The sequence below is a fragment of the Streptomyces sp. SM11 genome (assembly GCF_002910905.1).
Taxonomy (GTDB): Bacteria; Actinomycetota; Actinomycetes; order Streptomycetales; family Streptomycetaceae; genus Streptomyces.
Genome location: NZ_NEUE01000085.1, coordinates 1 through 21,002 on the forward strand (window position 1 = coordinate 1; position 21,002 = coordinate 21,002).

The 21,002-nt window shown below is 71.4% G+C and carries 18 protein-coding genes; 15 read left to right on the plus strand and 3 right to left on the minus strand.

Annotated features, from left to right (window positions below; genetic code table 11):
• The 9 genes from B9S58_RS05355 to B9S58_RS05395 all read left to right on the plus strand — a co-directional run.
• Positions 1 to 1,119 (plus strand): lysylphosphatidylglycerol synthase domain-containing protein (locus tag B9S58_RS05355; RefSeq protein ID WP_258044195.1); only part of this gene is annotated, 1,119 nt, incomplete at its 5' end.
• Positions 1,120 to 1,178: 59 nt separating this feature from the next.
• Positions 1,179 to 2,627, plus strand: coding sequence for an aspartate aminotransferase family protein (locus B9S58_RS05360; protein ID WP_103530997.1), 1,449 nt, complete (start codon positions 1,179 to 1,181; stop codon positions 2,625 to 2,627).
• A complete protein-coding gene (locus tag B9S58_RS05365) occupies positions 2,615 to 3,661 on the plus strand; it encodes an NAD(P)-dependent oxidoreductase (RefSeq protein WP_103530978.1) in 1,047 nt (348 codons plus the stop codon). The genes B9S58_RS05360 and B9S58_RS05365 overlap by 13 nt, the downstream gene beginning before the upstream one ends.
• 17 nt (positions 3,662 to 3,678) lie before the next feature.
• Positions 3,679 to 4,692 carry a UbiA prenyltransferase family protein gene (locus B9S58_RS05370; RefSeq protein ID WP_103530979.1) on the plus strand — a complete coding sequence of 338 codons (1,014 nt, stop codon included), beginning with the start codon at positions 3,679 to 3,681 and terminating at the stop codon, positions 4,690 to 4,692.
• A 25-nt stretch (positions 4,693 to 4,717) separates the two neighbouring features.
• Positions 4,718 to 5,749, plus strand: a complete 1,032-nt coding sequence (locus B9S58_RS05375; protein ID WP_103530980.1) for a glycosyltransferase family 2 protein — start codon at positions 4,718 to 4,720, stop codon at positions 5,747 to 5,749.
• Entirely contained in the window at positions 5,746 to 6,897 is a 1,152-nt protein-coding gene (locus B9S58_RS05380) for an endonuclease/exonuclease/phosphatase family protein (RefSeq protein WP_103530981.1), read from the plus strand. Before B9S58_RS05375 ends, B9S58_RS05380 begins: the two co-directional genes overlap by 4 nt.
• Positions 6,894 to 8,051: a glycosyltransferase family 4 protein gene (locus B9S58_RS05385; protein WP_103530982.1), complete on the plus strand. Its 1,158-nt coding sequence runs from the start codon at positions 6,894 to 6,896 to the stop codon at positions 8,049 to 8,051. The genes B9S58_RS05380 and B9S58_RS05385 overlap by 4 nt, the downstream gene beginning before the upstream one ends.
• Positions 8,048 to 9,190, plus strand: coding sequence for an endonuclease/exonuclease/phosphatase family protein (locus tag B9S58_RS05390; RefSeq protein WP_103530998.1), 1,143 nt, complete (start codon positions 8,048 to 8,050; stop codon positions 9,188 to 9,190). Before B9S58_RS05385 ends, B9S58_RS05390 begins: the two co-directional genes overlap by 4 nt.
• Entirely contained in the window at positions 9,147 to 10,157 is a 1,011-nt protein-coding gene (locus B9S58_RS05395) for an aldo/keto reductase (protein ID WP_103530983.1), read from the plus strand. Before B9S58_RS05390 ends, B9S58_RS05395 begins: the two co-directional genes overlap by 44 nt.
• A gap of 90 nt (positions 10,158 to 10,247) precedes the next feature.
• Here B9S58_RS05395 and B9S58_RS05400 read toward each other — a convergent pair whose 3' ends face one another.
• On the minus strand, positions 10,248 to 11,012 hold the full coding sequence (locus tag B9S58_RS05400; protein WP_103530984.1) for a GntR family transcriptional regulator: 765 nt from the start codon (positions 11,010 to 11,012) through the stop codon (positions 10,248 to 10,250).
• Positions 11,013 to 11,291: 279 nt separating this feature from the next.
• Here B9S58_RS05400 and B9S58_RS05405 point away from each other — a divergent pair, with 279 nt between their 5' ends.
• The 4 genes from B9S58_RS05405 to B9S58_RS05420 all read left to right on the plus strand — a co-directional run bounded on the left by B9S58_RS05405 (position 11,292) and on the right by B9S58_RS05420 (position 16,108).
• Positions 11,292 to 12,590: a sugar ABC transporter substrate-binding protein gene (locus B9S58_RS05405; RefSeq protein WP_103530985.1), complete on the plus strand. Its 1,299-nt coding sequence runs from the start codon at positions 11,292 to 11,294 to the stop codon at positions 12,588 to 12,590.
• 114 nt (positions 12,591 to 12,704) lie between these two features.
• Entirely contained in the window at positions 12,705 to 13,712 is a 1,008-nt protein-coding gene (locus B9S58_RS05410; RefSeq protein WP_103530986.1) for a carbohydrate ABC transporter permease, read from the plus strand.
• Positions 13,709 to 14,569, plus strand: coding sequence for a carbohydrate ABC transporter permease (locus tag B9S58_RS05415; protein WP_103530987.1), 861 nt, complete (start codon positions 13,709 to 13,711; stop codon positions 14,567 to 14,569). The genes B9S58_RS05410 and B9S58_RS05415 overlap by 4 nt, the downstream gene beginning before the upstream one ends.
• Before the next feature lie 9 nt (positions 14,570 to 14,578).
• Positions 14,579 to 16,108 carry a glycoside hydrolase family 3 protein gene (locus B9S58_RS05420; protein ID WP_103530988.1) on the plus strand — a complete coding sequence of 510 codons (1,530 nt, stop codon included), beginning with the start codon at positions 14,579 to 14,581 and terminating at the stop codon, positions 16,106 to 16,108.
• A gap of 220 nt (positions 16,109 to 16,328) precedes the next feature.
• On the opposite strand, the gene nagB is transcribed toward B9S58_RS05420, so the two are convergent.
• On the minus strand, positions 16,329 to 17,111 hold the full coding sequence (nagB, locus tag B9S58_RS05425) for a glucosamine-6-phosphate deaminase (protein ID WP_103530989.1): 783 nt from the start codon (positions 17,109 to 17,111) through the stop codon (positions 16,329 to 16,331).
• A gap of 278 nt (positions 17,112 to 17,389) precedes the next feature.
• On the opposite strand from nagB, the gene B9S58_RS05430 reads away from it, so the two are divergent.
• Together B9S58_RS05430 and B9S58_RS05435 are read left to right on the plus strand one after the other, a co-directional pair.
• Positions 17,390 to 18,472, plus strand: a complete 1,083-nt coding sequence (locus tag B9S58_RS05430; protein ID WP_103530990.1) for an SIS domain-containing protein — start codon at positions 17,390 to 17,392, stop codon at positions 18,470 to 18,472.
• A 367-nt stretch (positions 18,473 to 18,839) separates the two neighbouring features.
• Complete coding sequence (locus tag B9S58_RS05435) at positions 18,840 to 20,306, plus strand: sensor histidine kinase (RefSeq protein ID WP_103530999.1); 1,467 nt, start codon at positions 18,840 to 18,842, stop codon at positions 20,304 to 20,306.
• Positions 20,307 to 20,487: 181 nt separating this feature from the next.
• Here the strand turns inward: B9S58_RS05435 and B9S58_RS05440 are convergent, their stop codons facing one another.
• The gene (locus tag B9S58_RS05440) at positions 20,488 to 20,745 is read right to left on the minus strand and encodes a WhiB family transcriptional regulator (protein ID WP_003953983.1); all 258 of its coding nucleotides are present in this window, start codon (positions 20,743 to 20,745) and stop codon (positions 20,488 to 20,490) included.
• Between the last annotated feature and the right edge of the window lie 257 nt (positions 20,746 to 21,002).

The window sequence follows — 21,002 nt, forward strand, 5'->3', positions numbered from 1 at the left end:
GGGCCGGGAGCTTCCGCGACCGGGCCCGGGACGTCCGTAACCCGGCCCGGGACGTCCGCAACCGAGCCTGCGACGTCCGCGACCGGGCCCGGGACGTCCGCAACCGAGCCGGGGACGGAAGCCGGCACGTCCGAAGCCGGGCCCGGGACCTCCGAAGCCGCCGACCGCCCCTCCCGGCGGGCCCGCGTACTGCGTACGGCCGCCGCCCTCGTCCTCATCGCGGCGACCTGCTTCGCCGTGGGCGGTTCGCTGCGCGGCGCCGGCAGGGAGCTGGCCGAGGCCGCCGACCGGCCCGGGGGAGTGCTCCTGCTGATCGCAGCCCTCCTCGCCAACGCGGCCGGACTCGTCCTGTCGATGCTGTCCTGGCGGGTCCTCGTCGTGGACGGCGGCTCCACGGCCCGCACCAGCGACACCGCCCGGATCTTCTTCATCGGCGTCATCAGCAAATTCGTCCCCGGCCGCATCTGGGGCGTCCTCGCCCACATCCAGCTCGGCAAGGCCGTCGGCATCGCCCCCGAGCGGATGATCGCCGCCTTCGGCCTCGGCCTCGTCATCGGGATGACCACCGGCGCCGCCGCCGGACTCCTCGTCGCACCGGCCGTCTTCGGCGCGGGCGCCTGGGTCTTCGCGCCGCTCGTGCTGCTTGCCGCCGCCGCCGTCGCCCGGCCCGGCTGGGTGGGCCGCCTCGTCGCGTGGACGATGCGGCTCGCCCGCCGCCCCGCCGCGGCGGCCGAGGGCTCGCCCCGGGCCCTGCGTCTCTCCATCGGCTGGGCCTGTGCCTCCTGGGCCGTCTCCGGACTCCACCTGTGGGCGATCGTCGTCCTCCTGGGCGCCCCACCGCTGCTCTCCCTGCCGGTCTGCGTCGGCGGCTTCGCCCTGGCCACCGTCGCCGGAAGCCTCGCCTTCGTCCTGCCCGACGGCTGGGGCGCCCGCGAACTGGTGCTCCTCGCGCCCCTCGGCGCCGTCATGCCGCTGTCCGCCGCCACCGCGGCCGTCATCGCCAGCCGGCTGGTCTGTGTGCTCAGCGAGGTGGCCGCCACCGGCGCCGCACTCGCGTGGGCCCGCGCCGCCGGACCCCTGCCCACCCCCCGACCCGCGCTCCGGGAAGGAGCCGCATGACCCCCGACATACCACCCCCGACCTCCGACGCACCACTACGGACCTCCGACGCACCACCCCTGGCCTCCGACGCACCACCCCTGCTCACCGTGGACGACTGCGAACAACTGTCGACGAGCCAGGTGCACGAGCTGTACCGGTCCCACGTCAACAAGAGCCAGGTCTCCCTCATGACCTCCTTCGGTTTCGGCCGGGAACTCGTCGACCACGCCGAGGGATCCTGGATCCACACCCGCGACGGACGCCGCGTCCTCGACTTCACCGGCGGTGTCGGCGTCCTCAACCACGGTCACAACCACCCGCGGATCCTCGCCGCTCGCCGCCGCTTCCAGGAACAGCGCCGGATGGAGGTCCACAAGACCTACTTCTCGCCCTACATCGCCGCCCTCGGCCACAACCTCGCCCGCCTGCTCCCCGGCGACCTGAACCTGTCGTTCTTCCCCAACTCGGGGGCCGAGGCCGTCGAGGGCGCGGTGAAACTCGCGTACAAGTACCACGGAGGCCGACGGCAGCGGATCCTGCACGCCGACATCAGCTTCCACGGCAAGCTGCTGGGCTCCGGAAGCCTCACCGGCAGCGCACAGAACAGCTTCGCCTTCCCCGGCATACCCGGCGTCTCCGCCTTCCGCTACGGCGACCTCGACTCCGTCCGGGCGGCGGTCGCCGGAGCGCGGGACGCCCGGGGCCGCTGCGATGTCTACGCCCTCCTCATCGAGCCCTTCTCCGCCTCCACGATGACCGAGTGCTCCGAGGAGTTCCTGCGTGGACTGCGGGAGTTGTGCACCGAGGAGAAGATCGTGCTGGTCTTCGACGAGATCTACACCGGCTGGGGCAAGACCGGCAGCCTCTTCCACTTCATGCGCTACCCCGGACTCGTCCCGGACGTGGTGACCACCTCGAAGTCCTTCGGCGGCGGCAAGTCCTCCGTCTCCGCCTTCGTCGCCCGCGAACCCGTCTTCCGCAAGGCCTACGACAGCCTCGGCGACGCCATGCTCCAGTCCACCAGCACCACCTACTACGGCTTCGGCGAGGAGACCGCCACCGCGCTGGAGGCCGTCAACATCGCGGTCGAGGACGACTACCCGGCCCGCGCCCGCGCCATCGAACGCGTCCTCGCCCCGGGTCTGGAACGGCTGCGCAAGCAGTACCCCGACATCATCGCGGACGTACGGGGCGCCGGAGCGCTGTACGGGATCTTCCTCGACGGCGGCCCCCGGCTCCTGGACCTCGCCGCGAAGATCGCCCCCGGTGGCCTGGCCCGCGACCCGCTGCTGCGCACCAAGGTCATCACCTGTGCGGTCGTCAACGCGATGTACCACGACCACGGCGTGTACCTGTACTACACGCTCAACGGCCGCAGCCCGCTGGTGGCCGCCCCCTGCCTGGTCGCCGGACCCGACGAGGTGGAGATCTTCCTCGACGCCTTCGACAAGACGCTGGCCAAGGGCATGAACCGACTCCTGGCCGCCTTCCTCAAGGACAAGGCGGTGTCGCGATGGGCGGCCTGACCATCGCCGTGACCGGAGCGGCCGGCATGCTCGGCTCCCACCTCGTGGCCCGGCTCGCCGCGGACGGCCACGACGTCGTCGGCGTCGACCTGCGCGAGGACCCCCACCCGCCCGCCGGCGCCCGGCACATCGTCGCCGACATCCGCGACCAGGCGGCGCTCGCCCGCGCCTTCGACGGGGCGCACGCGCTCGTCCACTGCGCCGCGGCCCTGCCCAGCTACCCCGTCGACCAGATCCGCTCCATCACCGTCGACGGCACCCGCACCGTCCTGACCGCCGCACACCGGGCCCGGGTCGAGCGGGTCGTGCACATCTCCTCCACCGCCGTCTACGGGCTGCCCGAGCGGGTCCCCACCCCGGAGGAGCACCCCCGCGAGCCCGTCGACCCGTACAGCAGGGCGAAGGCCGAGGCCGAGGAGGTCTGCGAGGAGTTCCGGGCGCGCGGGATGTGCCTGCCGGTGCTGCGCCCCAAGACCTTCCTCGGGCCCGGCCGGATGGGGCTCTTCTCGATGCTCTTCGAATGGGCCGAGGAGCGGCGCAACTTCCCGGTCCTCGGCCGGGGCGACGTCCGCATCCAGATGTTCGGCATGGCCGACCTGGTCGACGCCGTGGTGCTCGCCCTCCACGCGCCGCCCGAGATCGCCGACGACGTCTACAACCTGGGCGCCGCCGAGTTCGGCACCCTGCGCGAGGACTTCCAGGCCGTGCTGGACGCGGCCGGACACGGCAAACGCGTGGTCCCGCTGCCGGCAGCACCGGCACTCGCGGTCCTGCGCCTGCTGGAGCGCACCAAGCTCTCCCCGGTCTACGGGCGGCTGCTCTTCAAACTCCTCGACGACAGTTACGTGGACATCGGCCGGGCCACCGAACGGCTCGGCTTCCGTCCCGCGCTCTCCAACCAGGACGCCATCCTCGGCACGTACGCGTGGTGGCGCACCCAGCGGCAGGGCGGCGCACCCGCTCCCGGAGCCGGCCGGACCAGTCGGGACCCGTGGCGCCAAGGGGCGCTCGGCCTGGCCAAGGTCTTCTTCTGATCCCCTGGAGCCCTGCCGTGGACATCACCCGGTCCTCACCCGCGCCCGTGCGCGTGGTGGCAGTCCCGCCCGACCCCGAACCAGCCCTGCCCGAACCCGCCATCGCCGAGCCCCCCGCGACAGCGCTCCCCACCGCCGTGGGGGGCCGCCGCGGCCGGCCCCGCGACCTCCTCGCACTGCTGCGTCCCGGCCAGTGGGTGAAGAACCTGGCCGTAGTCCCGCTCGCCCTGCTCGACACCCATCTCTGGGGGGCCGCCGCGTTCCTGCGCACCGGCTGGGCCGTCCTCGGCTTCACTCTGGCCTCCGCGCTCGTCTACGTCGTCAACGACCTCGCCGACCGGGAGCGGGACCGGCTGCATCCGGTCAAACGCCACCGCCCGATCGCCTCCGGCCGGGTGTCCACCGCCGCGGCCGCCGCCCTGGCCGGCCTCCTCGCGCTGGCGCTGACCGGCTGGGCGGTGGCCGGGCCCGCCTGGCAGTGGTGGCCCACCGCCCTCTACCTGGCGCTGAGCCTCGCCTACTCCCAGGGCCTCAAACACGTACCGCTGGTGGACGCGTTCATCGTGGCGACCGGCTTCGTGCTGCGGCTCGTCCAGGGGGCGCTCCTCATCGGCGCCCAGGTCTCCGAGTGGCTGGCGCTGTGCGTCTTCTCGCTCTGCCTGATGCTGGCGCTCGGCAAACGCCGGCACGAGATGACGGCGGCGGGCCGCGCCCACCGCCCCGCCCTGCGCGGCTACACGCTCGCCTTCCTCGACCACCTCGTCGTCCTGGTCGCGGTACTCACGGCCGTCAGCTACGTGCTCTACCTCCGGGACGACGCGGCCCTCGTCGCCGGGGCCTGGCTCGTCACCCTGCTCTCCACCCCCTGCGCCGTCTTCGGCCTCGCCCGCTACCTCCAGCTCCTCCTGGTCGAGGAGGGCGGCGGCAACCCCGTCCACGTCCTCTTCCGGGACCGCGCCACGCTCGTCAACGCTGCGCTGTGGACGGTGCTCGTCGCCCTCGCCCTCCTCCTCCCGCATCCGTCCGCCTGACCCTCCGACCGCCCGAAGGCGCCCCATGAACCGGAAACAACCGCTCGTCTCCGTCGTCATCCCCAACTACAACTACGGCCGCGCCCTGGAGCTCTGCCTGCGCGCCGCCCTGGCCCAGACCTACGAGCCCCTGGAGGTGCTGCTGATCGACGACTGCTCCACCGACGACTCGGTCGCCGTCGCCGAGGCCTGCGGCGTCCGGGTGATCAGCACCGGCGTCAACAGCGGGGTGGCCACCGCCCGCAACACCGGCGCGGCCCACGCCCGGGGCGAGATCATCGTGTTCGTCGACTCCGACGTCGCGATGGAACCGGACGCGATCGCGGGCGCCGTCGCCCTGCTCGACTCCGACCCCCGCATCGGCGCGGTCTGCGGCACCTACGACGCCGAACCCCTCGTCCGGGACAGCCTGATCGAGGAGTACCGCTGCCTCCACCAGTTCTACTGGCTCGCCGAGACCGAGGGCCGCATCGGCACCCTGCACACCGCGATCTGCGCCATGCCCGCCCGGGTCTTCGCCGAGATCGGACCCTTCAACCCCCGGCTGCGGCACACCGAGGACGGCGACTACGCCGCCCGGATCTGCCGGAGTTACGAGGTCCACAGCTCCACCACCGTCCGCGGCCGGCACGACCACGACGACACCTGGCGCGTCGTACTGCGCAAGGTCTTCCACCGCACCCGCCTGCACATCCCGCTGTACGTGCGCCGCGGCGACCTCCCCGGCGGCATCGCCACCGGACCGCGCGCCGGAGCCAGCGTCGCGGCCCTGCTCGCCCTCGGCACCCTGCCGCTCGGCCTGATCGCCGCGCCCTGGCTGCTCGCCCCGGCCGTGCTCCTGGTCCTCGCCCTGCTCGCGGACACCGCCCTCTACCGCTTCGTCCTGCGCCGCCGCGGGCCCCTGTTCACCGCCTACTTCGCCCTGGTGCACCTCGTGGTCAACGCCGCCATCGCGGCGGGCGCGGGCGTCGGCGTCCTCCAGTGGCTGTCCTCCCGCCGCTTCCGCAGGCTGTACGAGCAGGGGGAGCACCTCGCCCCGGCGCGGGCCGCCACATGACCGGGACCCTGGCGGCGGGCGCCGTGGCGGACCCGGTGGCGGGGGCCGCCGAGGAGACCCGCCCGCCCCGCCGGTGGCCCGGCCGCCTGCTGCTCGCCGTCGCCGTCCTGTGGGCCGTGTTCGTCGCCGCCCGCGCCCTCCTCAGCGGCCGGTGGTGGGCGTGGAACGGCCTCGGCCTCGCCCCGCCCGTCCTCCATCTGCTCTTCCCGCTCGCCCTGTTGATCCCGGCAGCCCTGATCCGGCACGGCAGGAGGGCGGCCGTCGGAGCCGTCCTGGTCTCGCTGCTCCTGGGCTCCTGGCAGACCGGGCTGCACCCGGGGGCCCTCCTGCGCGGGCAGCCCGCCGTGCCCCCGGGCGCCCTGAAGGTGGTCAGCTGGAACACCTTCTTCTGGGACCAGGACAGCGACACCGACGCGTTCTACGCCTATCTCAGGTCCCGCTCCGCCGACGTCTACCTCCTCCAGGAGTACCAGAGGGCCCAGGGCGACGAACCCGCGCCGATCGACGACCTCGCCCGGCTCCGCCAGGAGTTCCCCGGCTTCCACATCGCCACCGAGGGCGAGTTCCTCACCCTGTCCCGCTTTCCGATCACCTCGGTGCGGGCGCTGCGCCCGGACGGCCTCGCCCCGCCCGACACCTCCTGGGCCGACTACTGGAACATCCGCGTCCTGCGCACCGACATCGACGTCGACGGCGAGACCCTCTCCCTCTACAACACCCACCTGCCCGACCTGCTGAACGTCGACCGCAACCCCCTGACCGCCGCCTACCACCACTCCGTACGGCAGCTCTCCGACCGCCGCGAGAGACACTTCGAGGCGCTGCGCGAGGACCTCGACGCCAACGGCCACCCGGTGGTGCTCGCCGGGGACCTCAACGTGCTGCCCGGCACCGGGGACCTGCGGTGGTTCGACGGACTGCGCGACGCCGCCGACGCGGGGGACTCGGTGTACCCGGCGACCTTCCCGGTGCGCGGCCCGGCGCTCTGGCGGCTCGACTGGGCGTTCGTCTCGCCTTGGATCGACCTGCACCGGCAGTCCGTCCAGGACCCGCCCGCCGCGCTCTCCACCCACCGGCTGATCGATCTGCGTCTCTCCCTGCCCGACCCCGGGGCGTCCGCCCCGGCCACCGAGAAGGACCGGTCATGACCCGGCGCTCCGCGCGCTCGCCCCGCTTCGACGTGACGATCGCGCTCACCTACTATCTCCCGTACACCAGCGGGCTCACCGAAGTGGCCCGTACGGTCGCCGAAGGGCTGGCCGCGCGGGGCCGCCGGGTCGCCGTCGTCGCCTGCCGGCACGAGCCGGACCGCCCCGCGCGGGAGACCGTGAACGGCGTCGAGGTGTTCCGCGCCCCGGTCGCCGCCCGGCTCGGACGCGGGGTGATCAGCCCCGGCTTCGCCCCGCTCGCCGGGCGGATCGCCCGCGCCTCCCGGGTCGTCAACCTGCACCTGCCGATGCTGGAGGCGGGGCTCGTCGCCCGCCTCGCGGGGGACACCCCGGTGGTCGCCACCCACCACGACGACGTGTGGCTCGCCGGGGGCGTGCTCGCCCCGCTCCAGGTGAAGGTCGTCGACGCCTCGGTGGCCGGGGCCCTGCGCCGCTCGGCCGCCGTGGTCGTCAACAACGTGGACCACGCGGAGCATTCGCGCCACTGGCCCCTGATGGGCGCGCGCCGGCTGCTGGCCATCGCCCCGCCCTGCCGTGAACGCGGGCCCGCCCCCGCCGCCTTCCGCGAGACGGCGGGCCCGCACATCGGCTTCCTCGGCCGGATCGCCCCGGAGAAGGGGCTGCACCACCTCGTCGACGCCTTCCGGACGATCCCGGACCCCGAGGCCCGGCTGCTGATCGCCGGCGACCACTCCAAGGTCGCGGGCGGCAGCGTCGTCGGAACCCTGCGCGCACGGGCCGGCGACGACTCCCGTATCCGGTTCACCGGTTTCCTCGCCGACGAGCGGGTGGCGGGCTTCTACGCCTCGCTGGACGCCTTCGCCCTGCCGTCCGTCGCCGAGGAGTCCTTCGGCATCTCCCAGGCCGAGGCGATGATGCTCGGCGTCCCCTCGGTGGCGAGCGACGCGCCGGGGATGCGCGTGCCGGTGTCCGAGACCGGCTTCGGCCGCCTCTTCCCGCCCGGCGACACCCACGCCCTGGCCGGGGCCCTGCTGGAGGTGGCCGCCTACGCCCCCGGGCGCCGCGCCGAGGGAGGCCGCGACGCCCGCGCCCGGTACGGGACGGACCACTGCCTGGACGCCTACGACGCCCTGTTCCAGGAGGCCGGGGCGCTGCCGGGAGCCCTCGCGTGACGACGACCGGCACCCTGGCGGCGGCCTGGGCGAACGCCGCCCGGCCGGACGGCGGGTGGGTGCTGTGGGCGGCCGGGGCCTGGGCGGTGTTCCTGGCCGCGCACCTCGTCCTCAACGGCCGCTGGTGGTTCTGGCTGCTGCCCTCGCTGCTGCCGCCGCCCGTGTTCGTCGCCCTGCCCGCCCTGCTCCTGGTGCTCTCCTGGGTCACGGGGGACCGTACGGCCGGAGTCGTGGCGGGCGCGGCCCTGGTGCTCGGGGCCCGGCAGTCCGGCCTGGTCTTCGCCGCGCTCGTACGGGGAGCGCGCCGCCCGCCGCCGGACGGGGCGGTGCGCGTCGTGTCCTGGAACACCCAGCACTGGTGCCAGTCCACCGATCCCGAGCCCTTCTACGCCTTTCTGCGCGGGCTCGACGCCGATGTCTACCTGCTCCAGGAGTACCACCACGACGCGTTCGACGGCACCTACCGACTGATCGACGACGAGCGGCGGCTGCGCGAGACCTTTCCCGGCCACCGGGCCGTCATCGCCCGGGGCCTGATCACCCTGTCCCGGCTGCCGGTCGCCGCGACCGTGGAGACGGCCGCCCGGCGGACCCTGCGGGTGGACCTGGTGATGCCGGGCGACGGCCGGCCGCTCTCCACCTTCAATGTCCACATCCCGGTACAGCTGCGACTTGTCAGCCCGTTGCGAGCAGACTTCTACCGCGCGGTCCGCACCCGGGCCGCCGACCGGGAACGGGAGTACCGGGGACTCCTCGGGGACGTCGCCGGCTGCCCCCATCCGGCCCTGATCGCGGGGGACTTCAACACCACCGCCGCGATCGGGGACGCCCGACGCATCGCCCGCCTGGGGGCCGACGAGGTCGCTCGGTCCGGACGCCTGTGCCCCACCTCGTGGCAGGCCCGTCCGGGCCTGCGCTGGTGGCGGCTGGACTGGGTGCTCAGCACACCGGGCGTCCGGGTCCACAGCTACCGCTTCCGCGATCCGCGCGGCCTGTCCGACCACAGCGTCCAGGAGGTGTCCGTGTCGCTCGCCGAACCGGACCGCAGGACGACGGCAGATCTCAGTATCCGACACCACGACGAAGGAACTCACCATGCGTTACCGCTACTTGGGAAAGACCGGTCTGAGGGTCAGTGAACTCTGCCTCGGCGCCATGACGTTCGGCCGCGAGGCCGACGAGACCACCAGCCACGCCCTGCTGGACCGCTTCACCGAGGCGGGCGGCACCTTCGTGGACACCGCCGACATCTACTCCGCCGGAGCCTCCGAAGAGATCCTCGGCCGCTGGCTGAAGCGGCAGCGCCGCGACGACGTGGTGATCGCCACCAAGGTGCGGTACGGCACGGGGGAGGGCCCCAACGACCGTGGCCTGGGCCGTAACCACCTGATCTCCGGGGTCGAGGCGAGCCTGCGCCGGCTCGGCACGGACCACATCGACCTCTACCAGGTGCACGCCTGGGACCCGGGCACCCCGCTGGAGGAGACCCTCGCCACCCTGGACGCCCTCGTCGCCTCCGGAAAGGTGCGGTACATCGGGGCCAGCAACTTCTCCGGCTGGCAACTCCAGAAGGCCGTCGACCTGAGCCGGGCCCATGGCTGGGAGCCCTTCACCGCCCTCCAGCCGCTCTACAACCTGCTGGACCGCTCCGCCGAGTGGGAGCTGCTGGAGGTCAGCCGCAACGAGGGCCTGGGCGTCATCCCGTGGAGCCCGCTGCGCGGCGGCTGGCTGAGCGGCGCGATCCGGCGCGGTACCCAGGGGCCGCCCACGGGCACCCGGGTGGAGACCGCCGAGCGGCTCGGCTGGGGCGAGTCGTGGAGCGCGTACCAGGGGGACGAGCGCACCTGGCGGGTGCTGGACGCCCTGCACGAGGCCGCCGGGCGCACGGGCCTCGCGGTGCCGGTGCTGGCCCTGGCCTGGCTGCTCGGCCGGCCGGGCGTCACCGCCCCCATCGTGGGCGCCCGCACCCTTGAGCAGCTGGAGACCAACCTCGGCGCGGCGGACCTGGACCTCGACCCGGCCGACGCCGCCCTGCTGACCGCCGCGAGCGACCAGGTGCTCCCGTACCCGTACAGCGTCATCGAGACCGACCCCGAACTGCGCTGACGCACCCCGCGTGACCGAAAACGGGCGGTGGCCCGGGGACGGCGTCCCCGGGCCACCGCCCTGTGCCTACCGCGCCGCCGCCCCCGGCGCTCAGTCCGTCGGACGCTTCAGGCGGGCCACGAACTTGTAGCGGTCGCCCCGGTAGACCGAGCGCACCCACTCCACCGGTTCGCCCTGGCCATCCACCGAATGGCGGGACAGCATGAGCATCGGCAGGCCCACGTCGGTGCCCAGCAGACCCGCCTCGCGCGGGGTGGCGAGCGAGGTCTCGATGGTCTCCTCCGCCTCGGCGAGGCGGACGTCGTACACCTCGGCGAGCGCGGTGTAGAGCGAGGTGTACTTCACCAGCGAACGGCGCAGCGCCGGGAAGCGTTTGGCCGAAAGGTGTGTGGTCTCGATCGCCATCGGCTCCCCGCTGGCGAGCCGAAGCCGCTCGATGCGCAGCACCCGGCCGCCCGTCGAGATGTCCAGCAGACCGGCGAGCGTGTCGTCCGCCGTGACATAGCCGATGTCCAGCAGCTGGGACGTCGGTTCCAGTCCCTGGGCACGCATGTCCTCGGTGTACGAGGTGAGCTGGAGCGCCTGGGAGACCTTCGGCTTGGCGACGAAGGTCCCCTTGCCCTGGATGCGCTCCAGCCGGCCCTCGACGACCAGCTCCTGGAGCGCCTGGCGCACGGTGGTGCGCGAGGTGTCGAACTCGGCCGCCAGAGTGCGTTCGGGCGGCACCGGGGTGCCGGGCGGCAGGGTGTCCGTCATGTCGAGGAGATGCCGCTTGAGCCGGTAGTACTTCGGTACGCGCGCCGTGCGCGCACCAGCACCGGTCTCGCTCCCCGTACTGCCCCCGTCGGCGCCCATGGCCCGCCTTTCCGACTGCTGCGTTGCTGCCGTCACCGGCTCCTCCGTCTGTCGCGGCTCACATGGTGGCACGGTCCGGTCACGGGTCGTCGCCCTCCCTTAGGTGTCGGTCCTATAACGGACGCGAGTGCACTTCTTATACACCCTTGACACCCCTAAAGGTCTAGGCCAAGCTCCCGGTACTGGTCTAAACCATTCAAGGCCAGGTCCAGCCCCAGCAGAACTCGTCGAATGACTTCGCGGTGGGTGGGGTTGCAGCATCCCTGAGGAGGGTTTGACGTGAAGCGCAAGCTCATCGCGGCTATCGGTGTCGCGGGCATGTTGGTTTCGGTCGCGGCATGCGGATCCGACGACAAGAAGTCGTCCGCGGACCCGAAGGACCGCAAGGAAGACCTGACCGTCTGGCTCATGGGCGAGGCCCAGTCCACCTGGCCCGAGCTGGTCAAGGACGTCAACGCCGAGTTCAACAAGAAGTACCCGGGTGTCACCGTCAAGGTTCAGTACCAGCAGTGGGCCGACAAGGTCAAGAAGCTGGACACCTCCCTCGGTGGCGACAAATTCCCGGATGTCGTGGAACTCGGCAATACCGAGACCATGCAGTACATCCTCAATGGTGCGCTCGGAGAAATCGACCCCAAGAAGTACGAGAACTCGGACACCTGGATCAAGGGTCTGAAGGACACGTGTTCCTTCGAGGGCAAGACCTACTGCGTTCCTTACTACGCGAGCGCCCGTCTGGCCGTGTACAACAAGGACATGCTGAAGGCCGGCACCGGCAGCGACGTCCTCCCGCAGACCGAGGACGAGTTCCTCGCCGCGATGGACAAGGTCGCCGCGGAGCTGGAGAAGAAGGACAAGCGCGCCACGTCCCTCTACTACCCGGGCCGCTACTGGTACGCCGCGATGTCCTACGTCGCCGCCTACGGGGGCCAGATCGCCGAGTACGACGAGGGCGGCAAGGAGTGGAAGGCCGCGCTCTCCACTCCGGAGGCCCAGAAGGGCATCCAGCACTTCGTCGACCTGGTCAAGAAGTACAACAAGGCCGACGTGACGAAGGACGAGCAGGACCACGCCAACGTCATGGCCAACGAGAAGGCCGCGGTCATCTACGGCCAGGCCTGGGAGGCCGGCAGCGTCACCACGGGCGAGAACGGCAACCCGAAGCTCGAGGGCAAGATCGCCACGGCCGGCATGCCCGGCCCCGAGGGCAAGGCACTCCCGTCCTTCATCGGCGGCTCGGACCTCGCGACGATCTCCAAGTCCAAGAAGCAGGACCTCGGCCAGGAGTGGATCTCCCTCTTCACCAACGCGAAGTCCATGGAGGTCCTCGCGTCGAAGAACATCCTCCCCAACAACGAGAAGCAGCTTGAGCCGCTGAAGGCCAAGCCGGAGACCGCCGCCATCGCCAACGCGGTGCCGGACGCCTGGTTCACGCCGATCGCGCCGGGCTGGGCCTCCATCGAGAAGGAAGAGATCCTCCAGAACATGCTTCTGGAGATCGTCAAGGGTTCCTCCGTCGCCGACGCCACCAAGAAGGCCGACGAGAAGATCAACGCGCTGATCAACAAGAAAGCCTGACCTTCCGATCGTCAGGCGGGGGTCCGGCGCCAGCGCCGGACCCCCGCTCCTTTCCCACCGTGAACGCCGTGAATTCCGGGGCTCGCCCCGGACCCGCGATGGAAGGTCAGCCACGTGTCTGCCGCTGATACCAAGGCCGCCGGGCCGCCGGTTCCCGTACCACCCGACCCGCAGGCGACCGGGAAGTCGTCCTCCGACGACCATGCGCCCCGGGTGCAGAAGAGGAGGCGGAAGAAGGGTGAGCTGCTCCCCTACTTCCTGATCCTCCCGGCGATCGTGGCGATCGCCGCCGTCTACCTCTACCCGCTCGGCAAGACGGTCGTCATGTCCTTCCAGGACATGGGCCGCCGTGAGCTGTGGTCCGGCGAACCGGCGCCATGGGTCGGCTTCGAGCAGTTCACCAACATCCTCGGCGACTCCGAGTTCTGGTGGGTCACCTTCCGCACGGTCGTCTTCATGGTCGTCTGCGTGACGCTGACCATGGGGATCGGGCTGCTGGTCGCCCTGCTCATGCGCAAGCTCACCACCTGGGTCCGGCTCGTACTCACCGCGTGCCTCATCGCCGCCTGGTCGATGCCGCTGATGGTGGCCGCCTCGATCTTCCGGTTCATGGCCGACTCCGACTACGGCCTGATCAACACCCTGATCGCCAAGGTCGTCGGCGAGGACTGGCTCGGACACAACTGGTATCTCAACCCGATCCAGGGCTTCGGCATCATCACCCTGCTGGTCGTCTGGGGCGCCATCCCGTTCGTCGTCGTCACCCTGTACGCCGCCCTCACCCAGGTCCCCCAGGAGCTGGAGGAGGCCGCCGCCCTCGACGGCGCCAGCGCCTACGGCATCTACAAGTTCGTCACCTGGCCGGTCATCAAGCCGGTCTTCACCATGGTCGCCACCCTCTCGGTGATCTGGGACTTCAACGTCTTCGGCCAGATCTGGCTGCTGCGCGGCAACAAGCCCGAGCCGGAGTACGAGACCCTCGGCCTCTACTCCTACTCCAAGGCGTTCGAGTCCACCTCCTTCAGCCAGGGCACCGCGATCGCCCTGATCACGGTGTTGCTGCTGTCCGGCGTGGCCGTGTACTACCTGCGCCAGCTCATGAAGACGGGAGAGGTCGAATGAGCAGCTCGACCCACACACAGGTGCTGCGGCCCGACCGCAAGAAGAGCCGGCTGCACTTCGACCTCATCGGCCTCGGCGTCGCCCTGGTCATGGTCTTCCCGGTCTACTGGCTGGTCATCAGCGCCCTGCGGCCCAACCGGGAGATCCGCAGCTACGACCAGACCCTGTGGCCCACGTCGATCACCTTCGACAACTTCGTCCGGGCCACCGAGCAGCCGAACTTCACCACCGCCATCCAGTCCAGCCTGATCGTCGCCGTCACCGCGGTGGTCGGCGGCATGATCATCGCGACGCTGGCGGCCCTGGCGATCGGCCGGTTCCGGTTCTTCGGCCGCAAGGCCCTGGTCCTGATCATGATCCTGGTCCAGATGCTGCCGCCGACGGCGATGCTCATCCCGATCTACGCCCAGCTCAACGCCATGGGCGGGATCGACGAGTACTGGGGCCTGATCGTCGTCTACCTGGTGTCCACGCTGCCCTTCGCCACCATCATGATCCGCGGCTTCGTCGTGAACATCCCGGTGGAGCTGGAGGAGTCCGCGATGGTGGACGGCTGCACCCGCTTCCAGGCCTTCCGCCGGGTGATCTTCCCGCTGCTCGCCCCCGGGCTCGCCGCCGCGTCGATCTTCGCCCTGGTGAACGCGTGGAACGAGTACCTCTTCGCCTACATCCTGATCAACGACAACTCCAAGTACACGCTGAACGTATGGCTGATGACGTTCACGACCGAGCGCGGCACCGACTACGGCGCCCTCATGGCGGCGTCGACCATGATCGCCATCCCCGTCGTCGTGTTCTTCATGATCATCCAGAAGAAGATGGCCGCAGGCCTCACTTCCGGCGCAGTGAAGGGATAGTGCGGGCCCATGACCACCCTCGTTTCCACCACGGACACCGTGACACGCGACGCGCTCGCCGTGCTCCAGCCCGGGTTCACCGGCACCACCCCACCGGACTGGCTGCTGCGCCGCGTCGGTGAAGGCCTCGCCTCCGTCGGCCTGTTCGGCCGCAACATCACCTCGCCCGAACAGCTCACCGCCCTCACCGGGCGGTTGCGCTCCGAGCGGGACGACGTCCTCGTCGCCATCGACGAGGAGGGCGGCGACGTGACCCGCCTGGAGGTCACGCACGGTTCCTCCTTCCCCGGCAACTTCGCCCTAGGCTCGGTGGACGACGTCCACCTCACCCGGGCCGTCGCCCAGGAACTCGGCCGCCGGCTCGCCGAGTGCGGCGTCAACCTCAACTGGGCGCCGTCCGCCGACGTCAACTCCAACCCGGGCAACCCGGTCATCGGCGTGCGCTCCTTCGGCGCCGACACCCGGCTGGCCGCCCGGCACACCGCTGCGTACATCGAGGGGCTCCAGGCCGCCGGCGTCGCCGCCTGCACCAAGCACTTCCCCGGGCACGGCGACACCGCGGTCGACTCGCACCTGGCGATGCCCCGCATCGATGTGGACCTCGACACCCTGCACGCCCGTGAGCTGGTGCCCTTCCGGGCGGCCATCGCCGCGGGTTCCAAATCGGTGATGAGCGCGCATATCCTGCTTCCCGCACTCGACCCGGACCGCCCGGCGACCGTGAGCCCGCAGATCCTCACCGGTCTGCTGCGCCAGGAGCTGGGCTACGACGGCCTGATCGTCACCGACGCCGTGGAGATGGACGCCATCGCCGGTACGTACGGCATCGAGCGCGGGTCCGTCCTCGCCCTCGCGGCGGGCGCCGACGCCATCTGTGTGGGCGGCGGTCTGGCCGACGAGGAGACGGTGCTGCGGCTGCGCGACGCCCTCGTCGCGGCCGTGCGCGGCGGGGAACTGACCGAGGAGCGGCTCGCCGACGCGGCCGCCCGTGTACGAGCCCTCGCGTCCTGGACGCAGAGGGCCCGGGGGGATGTCCGGGAGCCGGGCGCGGCAGTGCAGGAGGGGACCGCGCCCGGCACCGGAATCAGCTCCGACATCGGCCTGGTGGCCGCCCGCCGCGCGGTCCGGGTGGCCGGTTCCGGCGACCGGCTGACCGAGCCGGCGTACGTCGCCTCGTTCAACGCGGAGGCGAACATCGCGGTCGGCGACGAGACCCCGTGGGGCATCGCCGCCGAGCTGGACAGGATCCTGTCCGGCACCGGGACGGACACCTTCGGTGACAAGAGCGCCGCACCGGCGGCCGCGATCCTGGCGGCGGCGGGGGAGCGGCGCATCGTCGCGGTGGTCCGCGACGAGCACCGGCACACCTGGATGAGCGAGGCGCTCGACACCCTGCTGGCAGCCCGCCCGGACACGATCGTGGTCGAGATGGGCCTGCCCCAGTCGGACCCGAGGGGCTCGCTGTACGTGGCCACCCACGGCGCGGCCCGGGTCTGCGGCCTGGCGGCGGCAGAAGCGATAACGGGCACGAAGGCCTGACACAGGGCCGTCCGATCCAAGCCCGTCCGGGGCCTGCGGACCCAAGCCCCGGGCGGGAGCCGAACCAGGCCCGTCCGGGGTTCTCGGCTCAAGTCCTGGGCCAGCACTTTCAAGCCCGTCCGGTGATTGAGGGCAAAGCCCTTCCGCCGGACGGTCGGCACCACGGCTGAGGGCCGGGACACCGTAAAGGCGTCCCGGCCCTCAGCCGTGCGGGGAACGCCTACAGCCCCTGCCACCCCGGCTTCGCCGCATACGTGGCCCGGAAGTAGTCCGCCAGCTTCAGCTTCGACGCCGCCGCCTCGTCCACCACCACCGTCGCGTGCGGATGCAGCTGGAGCGCCGAGGCCGGCACGATCGAGGCGACCGGCCCCTCCACCGTCTGGGCGATGGCCTCCGCCTTGCCCTCACCGGTGGCCAGCAGGATCGGGTGGCGGGAATCCAGGATCGTCCCGATGCCCTGCGTGATCACGTGGTGCGGCACCTGCTCGATGCTGTCGAAGAAGCGCGCGTTGTCCACCCGGGTCTGCTGCGTCAGCGTCTTGATCCGGGTGCGCGAGGCGAGCGAGGAGCACGGCTCGTTGAAGCCGATGTGCCCGTCGGTGCCGATGCCCAGGAGCTGGAGGTCCACGCCGCCCGCCTCCGCCAGCGCCCGGTCGTAGGCCTCGCAGGCCGCCTGGACGTCCTCGGCCGAGCCGTCGGGGCCCATGAAGGAGGCCTCGGAGAGCCCGAGCGGCTCGACGACCTCGCGCAGTACCACGGAGCGGTACGACTCCGGGTGGCCCGCGGGCAGCCCGACGTACTCGTCGAGCTGGCAGATCCGGGCGCGCGAGGCGTCGACCGCGCCGGAGGTGACCTTGGCCGCCAGCGCACGGTAGATGGGCAGCGGGGTCGAGCCGGTGGCAACGCCGAGCAGGGCGTCGGGCTTGCGGCCGAGCAGCGCGGCGATGGCCTCCGCGATCAGTTCGCCGCCTGCCGTGGCGTCCGGGACGATGACAACTTCCACGCTGTTCCTGCCGATCTGACTAGGGGAGCCGGTGGTATAGACCAATCAGGTTCCAATTTAGCAGAATCGAGCAGCCGTACGGTGAACAGTCCACCCATCGGCCGCATCCCGGCACGCACCCCTGGCCCCGCACCCCTGGCCCCGCACGCCCCGGCCCGCTGGCGGGTCACGGCATTGCCTGGTCGACTTGGGGGTGCCTGACCGGTACGACGCGGATCGCGCACCCCCACCGACGCGCCGTCCCGCCCGCCGATGCCGACAGCCCAGGGAGGCCCCACATGTCCGCCACCCCTCCGGCCGACCCGAGCGGCCAGGGCGACGAGCCCGGCCGCATCATGTCCGGCGAAATGGCCGAGCAGCCCGCAATGCTGCGCCGCATCCTCGAACGGGGCGCGCCCCGCATCCGGGAGGTCGCCGCCGAGATCGCCGCCCGGAAGCCCCGGTTCGTGCTGCTCACCGCCCGGGGCACGTCGGACAACGCGGCGCTGTACGCGAAGTACCTGCTGGAGATCCGCCTCGGGCTGCCCTGCGGACTGGCCTCGATGTCCACCACGACGGCCTACGGCGCCCGACCCGACCTCCGGGACGTCCTGGTGGTCACCGTCAGCCAGTCGGGCGGCTCGCCGGACCTGGTCGCCTCCACGAAGGCCGCCCGGGAGGCCGGAGCCGTCACGCTCGCCGTCACCAACAACCCGGACTCCGCGCTGGCGGCCGTCTCCGAGTACCACATCGACATCCTGGCGGGCCCGGAGAAGGCGCTCCCGGCCACCAAGACGTACACCGCCTCCCTGCTCTCCCTGTACCTCTTCGTGGAGGCCCTGGGCGGCGGGGACGGCACGACGGCCGCCGCGGGCCTGCCCGACCTCGCGGGCGCGATCCTGGGCCGCCGGGTCGAGGTCAAGGCACTGGCCTCCCGCTACCGCTTCGCCGAGCGCATGGTGATCACCTCGCGCGGCTACGGCTACCCGACGGCCAAGGAGGCGGCCCTGAAGCTCATGGAGACCAGCTACATCCCGGCTCTCTCCTACTCCGGCGCGGATCTGCTGCACGGGCCGCTGGCGATGGTCGACAACATCTCCCCGGTGATCGCCGTGGTCACCGACGGCCGGGGCGGCGAGGCCCTCCAGCCGGTCCTGGACCGGCTGCGCGGACGTGGCGCGGATCTCTTCGTGGTCGGCCCCAAGGCCCAGGTGGAGGCGGCGTCGGCCGGCTTCTTGCTGCCCACGGAGGGTGTCCCGGAGGAGTTGCAGCCGATCCTGGAGATTCTGCCGCTGCAGATGCTGGCGTACGAGGTGACGATCGCCCGGGGTCAGGACCCCGACGCCCCGCGCGCCCTCGCCAAGGTAACCGAGACCCGCTGAACCAGCCCCATCGGGGGCGGCCCCCGAAAACACCCGCGGGCCGCGGCGCCAGAGCGGGACCCTCAGCCCACCCGGCACCGCAGCCCGGAGTTTCCGGCCGACGGTGTGCGGTGCCGTCGGCCACTGGAGGCACCGGCGCAGTCAGGGCAGAGAGTGCCGGAGCCTCGGTCCGCTCTCCTGTGCGGGGAGAGCGGAGGTCGTGATGAACTCATTGTGGACTAGACCAATTGCCCGTGTCCATCCATGTGCACGACATTCTCCGGCCGGGTGCCGGGCCTGTCCATCGCCCTGCCCTACGGCACGGCCCGGCGGGCCGATCGGTTCGAACGCCTCCGGTAACCCCAGGTACGCTCCACACGTGCCCTCCATGAACGACCTCGTCCGCCAGCACACCGCTCTGAGCGACACCGACCTCGAGTGGCTCCATCTGCTGGTCTCGGAGTGGCAACTGCTCTCCGACCTGTCCTTCGCCGACCTCGTGCTGTGGGTTCCGACCCGCGACGGCACGCGGTACGTCTCCGTCGCCCAGATGCGCCCCAACACCGGGCCCACCTCCTACCAGGACGACATGGTCGGCCACCTGGTGCCGCGCGGCCGCCGCCCGCTGCTGGACGCGGCCCTGGACGAGGGCCGGATCGTGCGCGAGGGCGACCCGGAGTGGCGCGAGGAGGTGCCCGTGCGGGTCGAGTCCATCCCCGTACGCCGCGAGGGGCGGGTGCTCGGCGTCATCGCCCGCAACACCAACCTGCTCACCGTGCGCACCCCCTCCCGGCTGGAGCTCACCTACCTCCAGTCCGCCTCCGACCTGGCCCAGATGATCGCCGCCGGTTCCTTCCCCTTCCCCGGCCAGCAGGTCGACATGGATGCGTCCCCACGCGTGGGCGACGGCCTGATCCGGCTCGACGCCGACGGGATCGTGCAGTACGCCAGCCCCAACGGCCTCTCCGCCTACCACCGCCTCGGCCTCGCCTCCGACCTGGTCGGCCACCACCTCGGCACCACCACCGCCGAACTGGCCCCGTCCCGGGGGCCGGTGGACGAGGCCCTGGTCAAGATGGCCAGCGGCTACGCGCCCCGCGAGTTCGAGGTCGAGTGCGCGGACGGGGTGATCCAGCTGCGGGCCATCCCGCTCAAGCCCAAGGGTGCCCGCATCGGCTCGCTGGTGCTGCTCCGGGACGTCACCGAACTGCGCCGCCGCGAACGCGAGTTGATCACCAAGGACGCGACCATCCGGGAGATCCACCACCGGGTGAAGAACAACCTCCAGACGGTGGCCGCCCTGTTGCGCCTCCAGGCCCGCCGGATGGACTCCGAGCAGGGCCGCGAGGCGCTCAACGAGGCGGTCCGGCGCGTCGGTTCGATCGCCATCGTCCATGAGACGCTGTCCCAGAATCTGGACGAGCGGGTCGAGTTCGACGAGATCGCCGACCGGGTCATCGCGATGGTCTCGGAGATCTCCCCGGGCAAGGTGACCTGCCGGCGCACCGGACGCTTCGGCATCCTCGACGCCGAAGTCGCCACCCCGCTCTCCATGGTGCTGACCGAGGTTCTGCAGAACGCCCTGGAGCACGCCTTCGCCGTGGCGGACCACGGGACGGTGGAGGTGTCCGCCGTGCGCGGTGGCTCGCCCACCGACGGGCGGCTGCTGATCACCGTCACCGATGACGGGCGCGGGCTGCCCGAGGGGTTCGATCCGAAGCGGGCCGGCAACCTCGGGCTCCAGATCGTACGGACCCTGGTGGAGGGGGAGTTGGGCGGCACGTTCGGCATGGTTCCGGCCCCCGGGCGCGGCACTCAGGTGGTGCTGGACCTCCCGGTCCAGGGCGACAAGTAGCCGACGGGCGGCCGACAGGGGCGCACACAGCAGAGCGGCCCGGACCGTGGTGACGGTCCGGGCCCGCTCCGTGGTGCTCACGTTGCGATGCGCTTCGGGGTACTGCGCGCTGCGACTCGAAGGCGGGGCTGTGCGTACGCGCTGTACGCGCCGCCGGGCTGAGGCTCGGTGCGGTTCTCGCTCAGGCGCTTGCGTTGCGCGCCCGGTTGCGAGCGGCGCGGCGCTTCATCGCGCGGCGCTCGTCCTCGCTGAGTCCACCCCAGACGCCGGAGTCCTGGCCGGACTCGAGCGCCCACTGCAGGCACTGCTCCATGACGGGGCAGCGGCGGCAGACGGCCTTGGCTTCCTCGATCTGCAGCAGCGCAGGACCGGTGTTGCCGATGGGGAAGAACAGCTCGGGGTCTTCCTCGCGACAAACGGCGTTGTGACGCCAGTCCATGGCTGCTACCTCTCCTTGGTATTACACGCTGGTGCTTGTGAATGTGAACGCTTTCACGAATCCCCCCGTAGATGACGGGCCGACCCCCAGGTGAACTGGGTGTGGTCTGTGATGGTGAGGAGGGGTTCTGGCTCTCAGTGGAGGCCGGTGTTGCGGGCCGTCCCGATCGCCATGTAGAGATTCGCAAACCTCGGCGGCGGATACAACCCCTTCTGGAAAGTTTTTTTTGATTCCTCGGTGTCGACTAGGTCACAGCC

What these genes read in the sequence shown, in the direction of transcription:
- B9S58_RS05365 (WP_103530978.1), top strand. Translation starts at nt 2,615, where the DNA reads ATGGGCGGCCTGACCATCGCCGTGACCGGAGCGGCCGGCATGCTCGGC.
- B9S58_RS05375 (WP_103530980.1), top strand. Translation starts at nt 4,718, where the DNA reads ATGAACCGGAAACAACCGCTCGTCTCCGTCGTCATCCCCAACTACAAC.
- B9S58_RS05380 (WP_103530981.1), top strand. Translation starts at nt 5,746, where the DNA reads ATGACCGGGACCCTGGCGGCGGGCGCCGTGGCGGACCCGGTGGCGGGG.
- B9S58_RS05385 (WP_103530982.1), top strand. Translation starts at nt 6,894, where the DNA reads ATGACCCGGCGCTCCGCGCGCTCGCCCCGCTTCGACGTGACGATCGCG.
- B9S58_RS05395 (WP_103530983.1), top strand. Translation starts at nt 9,147, where the DNA reads ATGCGTTACCGCTACTTGGGAAAGACCGGTCTGAGGGTCAGTGAACTC.
- B9S58_RS05400 (WP_103530984.1), bottom strand. Translation starts at nt 11,012, where the DNA reads ATGGGCGCCGACGGGGGCAGTACGGGGAGCGAGACCGGTGCTGGTGCG.
- B9S58_RS05415 (WP_103530987.1), top strand. Translation starts at nt 13,709, where the DNA reads ATGAGCAGCTCGACCCACACACAGGTGCTGCGGCCCGACCGCAAGAAG.
- B9S58_RS05420 (WP_103530988.1), top strand. Translation starts at nt 14,579, where the DNA reads ATGACCACCCTCGTTTCCACCACGGACACCGTGACACGCGACGCGCTC.
- B9S58_RS05430 (WP_103530990.1), top strand. Translation starts at nt 17,390, where the DNA reads ATGTCCGCCACCCCTCCGGCCGACCCGAGCGGCCAGGGCGACGAGCCC.
- B9S58_RS05435 (WP_103530999.1), top strand. Translation starts at nt 18,840, where the DNA reads ATGAACGACCTCGTCCGCCAGCACACCGCTCTGAGCGACACCGACCTC.
- B9S58_RS05440 (WP_003953983.1), bottom strand. Translation starts at nt 20,745, where the DNA reads ATGGACTGGCGTCACAACGCCGTTTGTCGCGAGGAAGACCCCGAGCTG.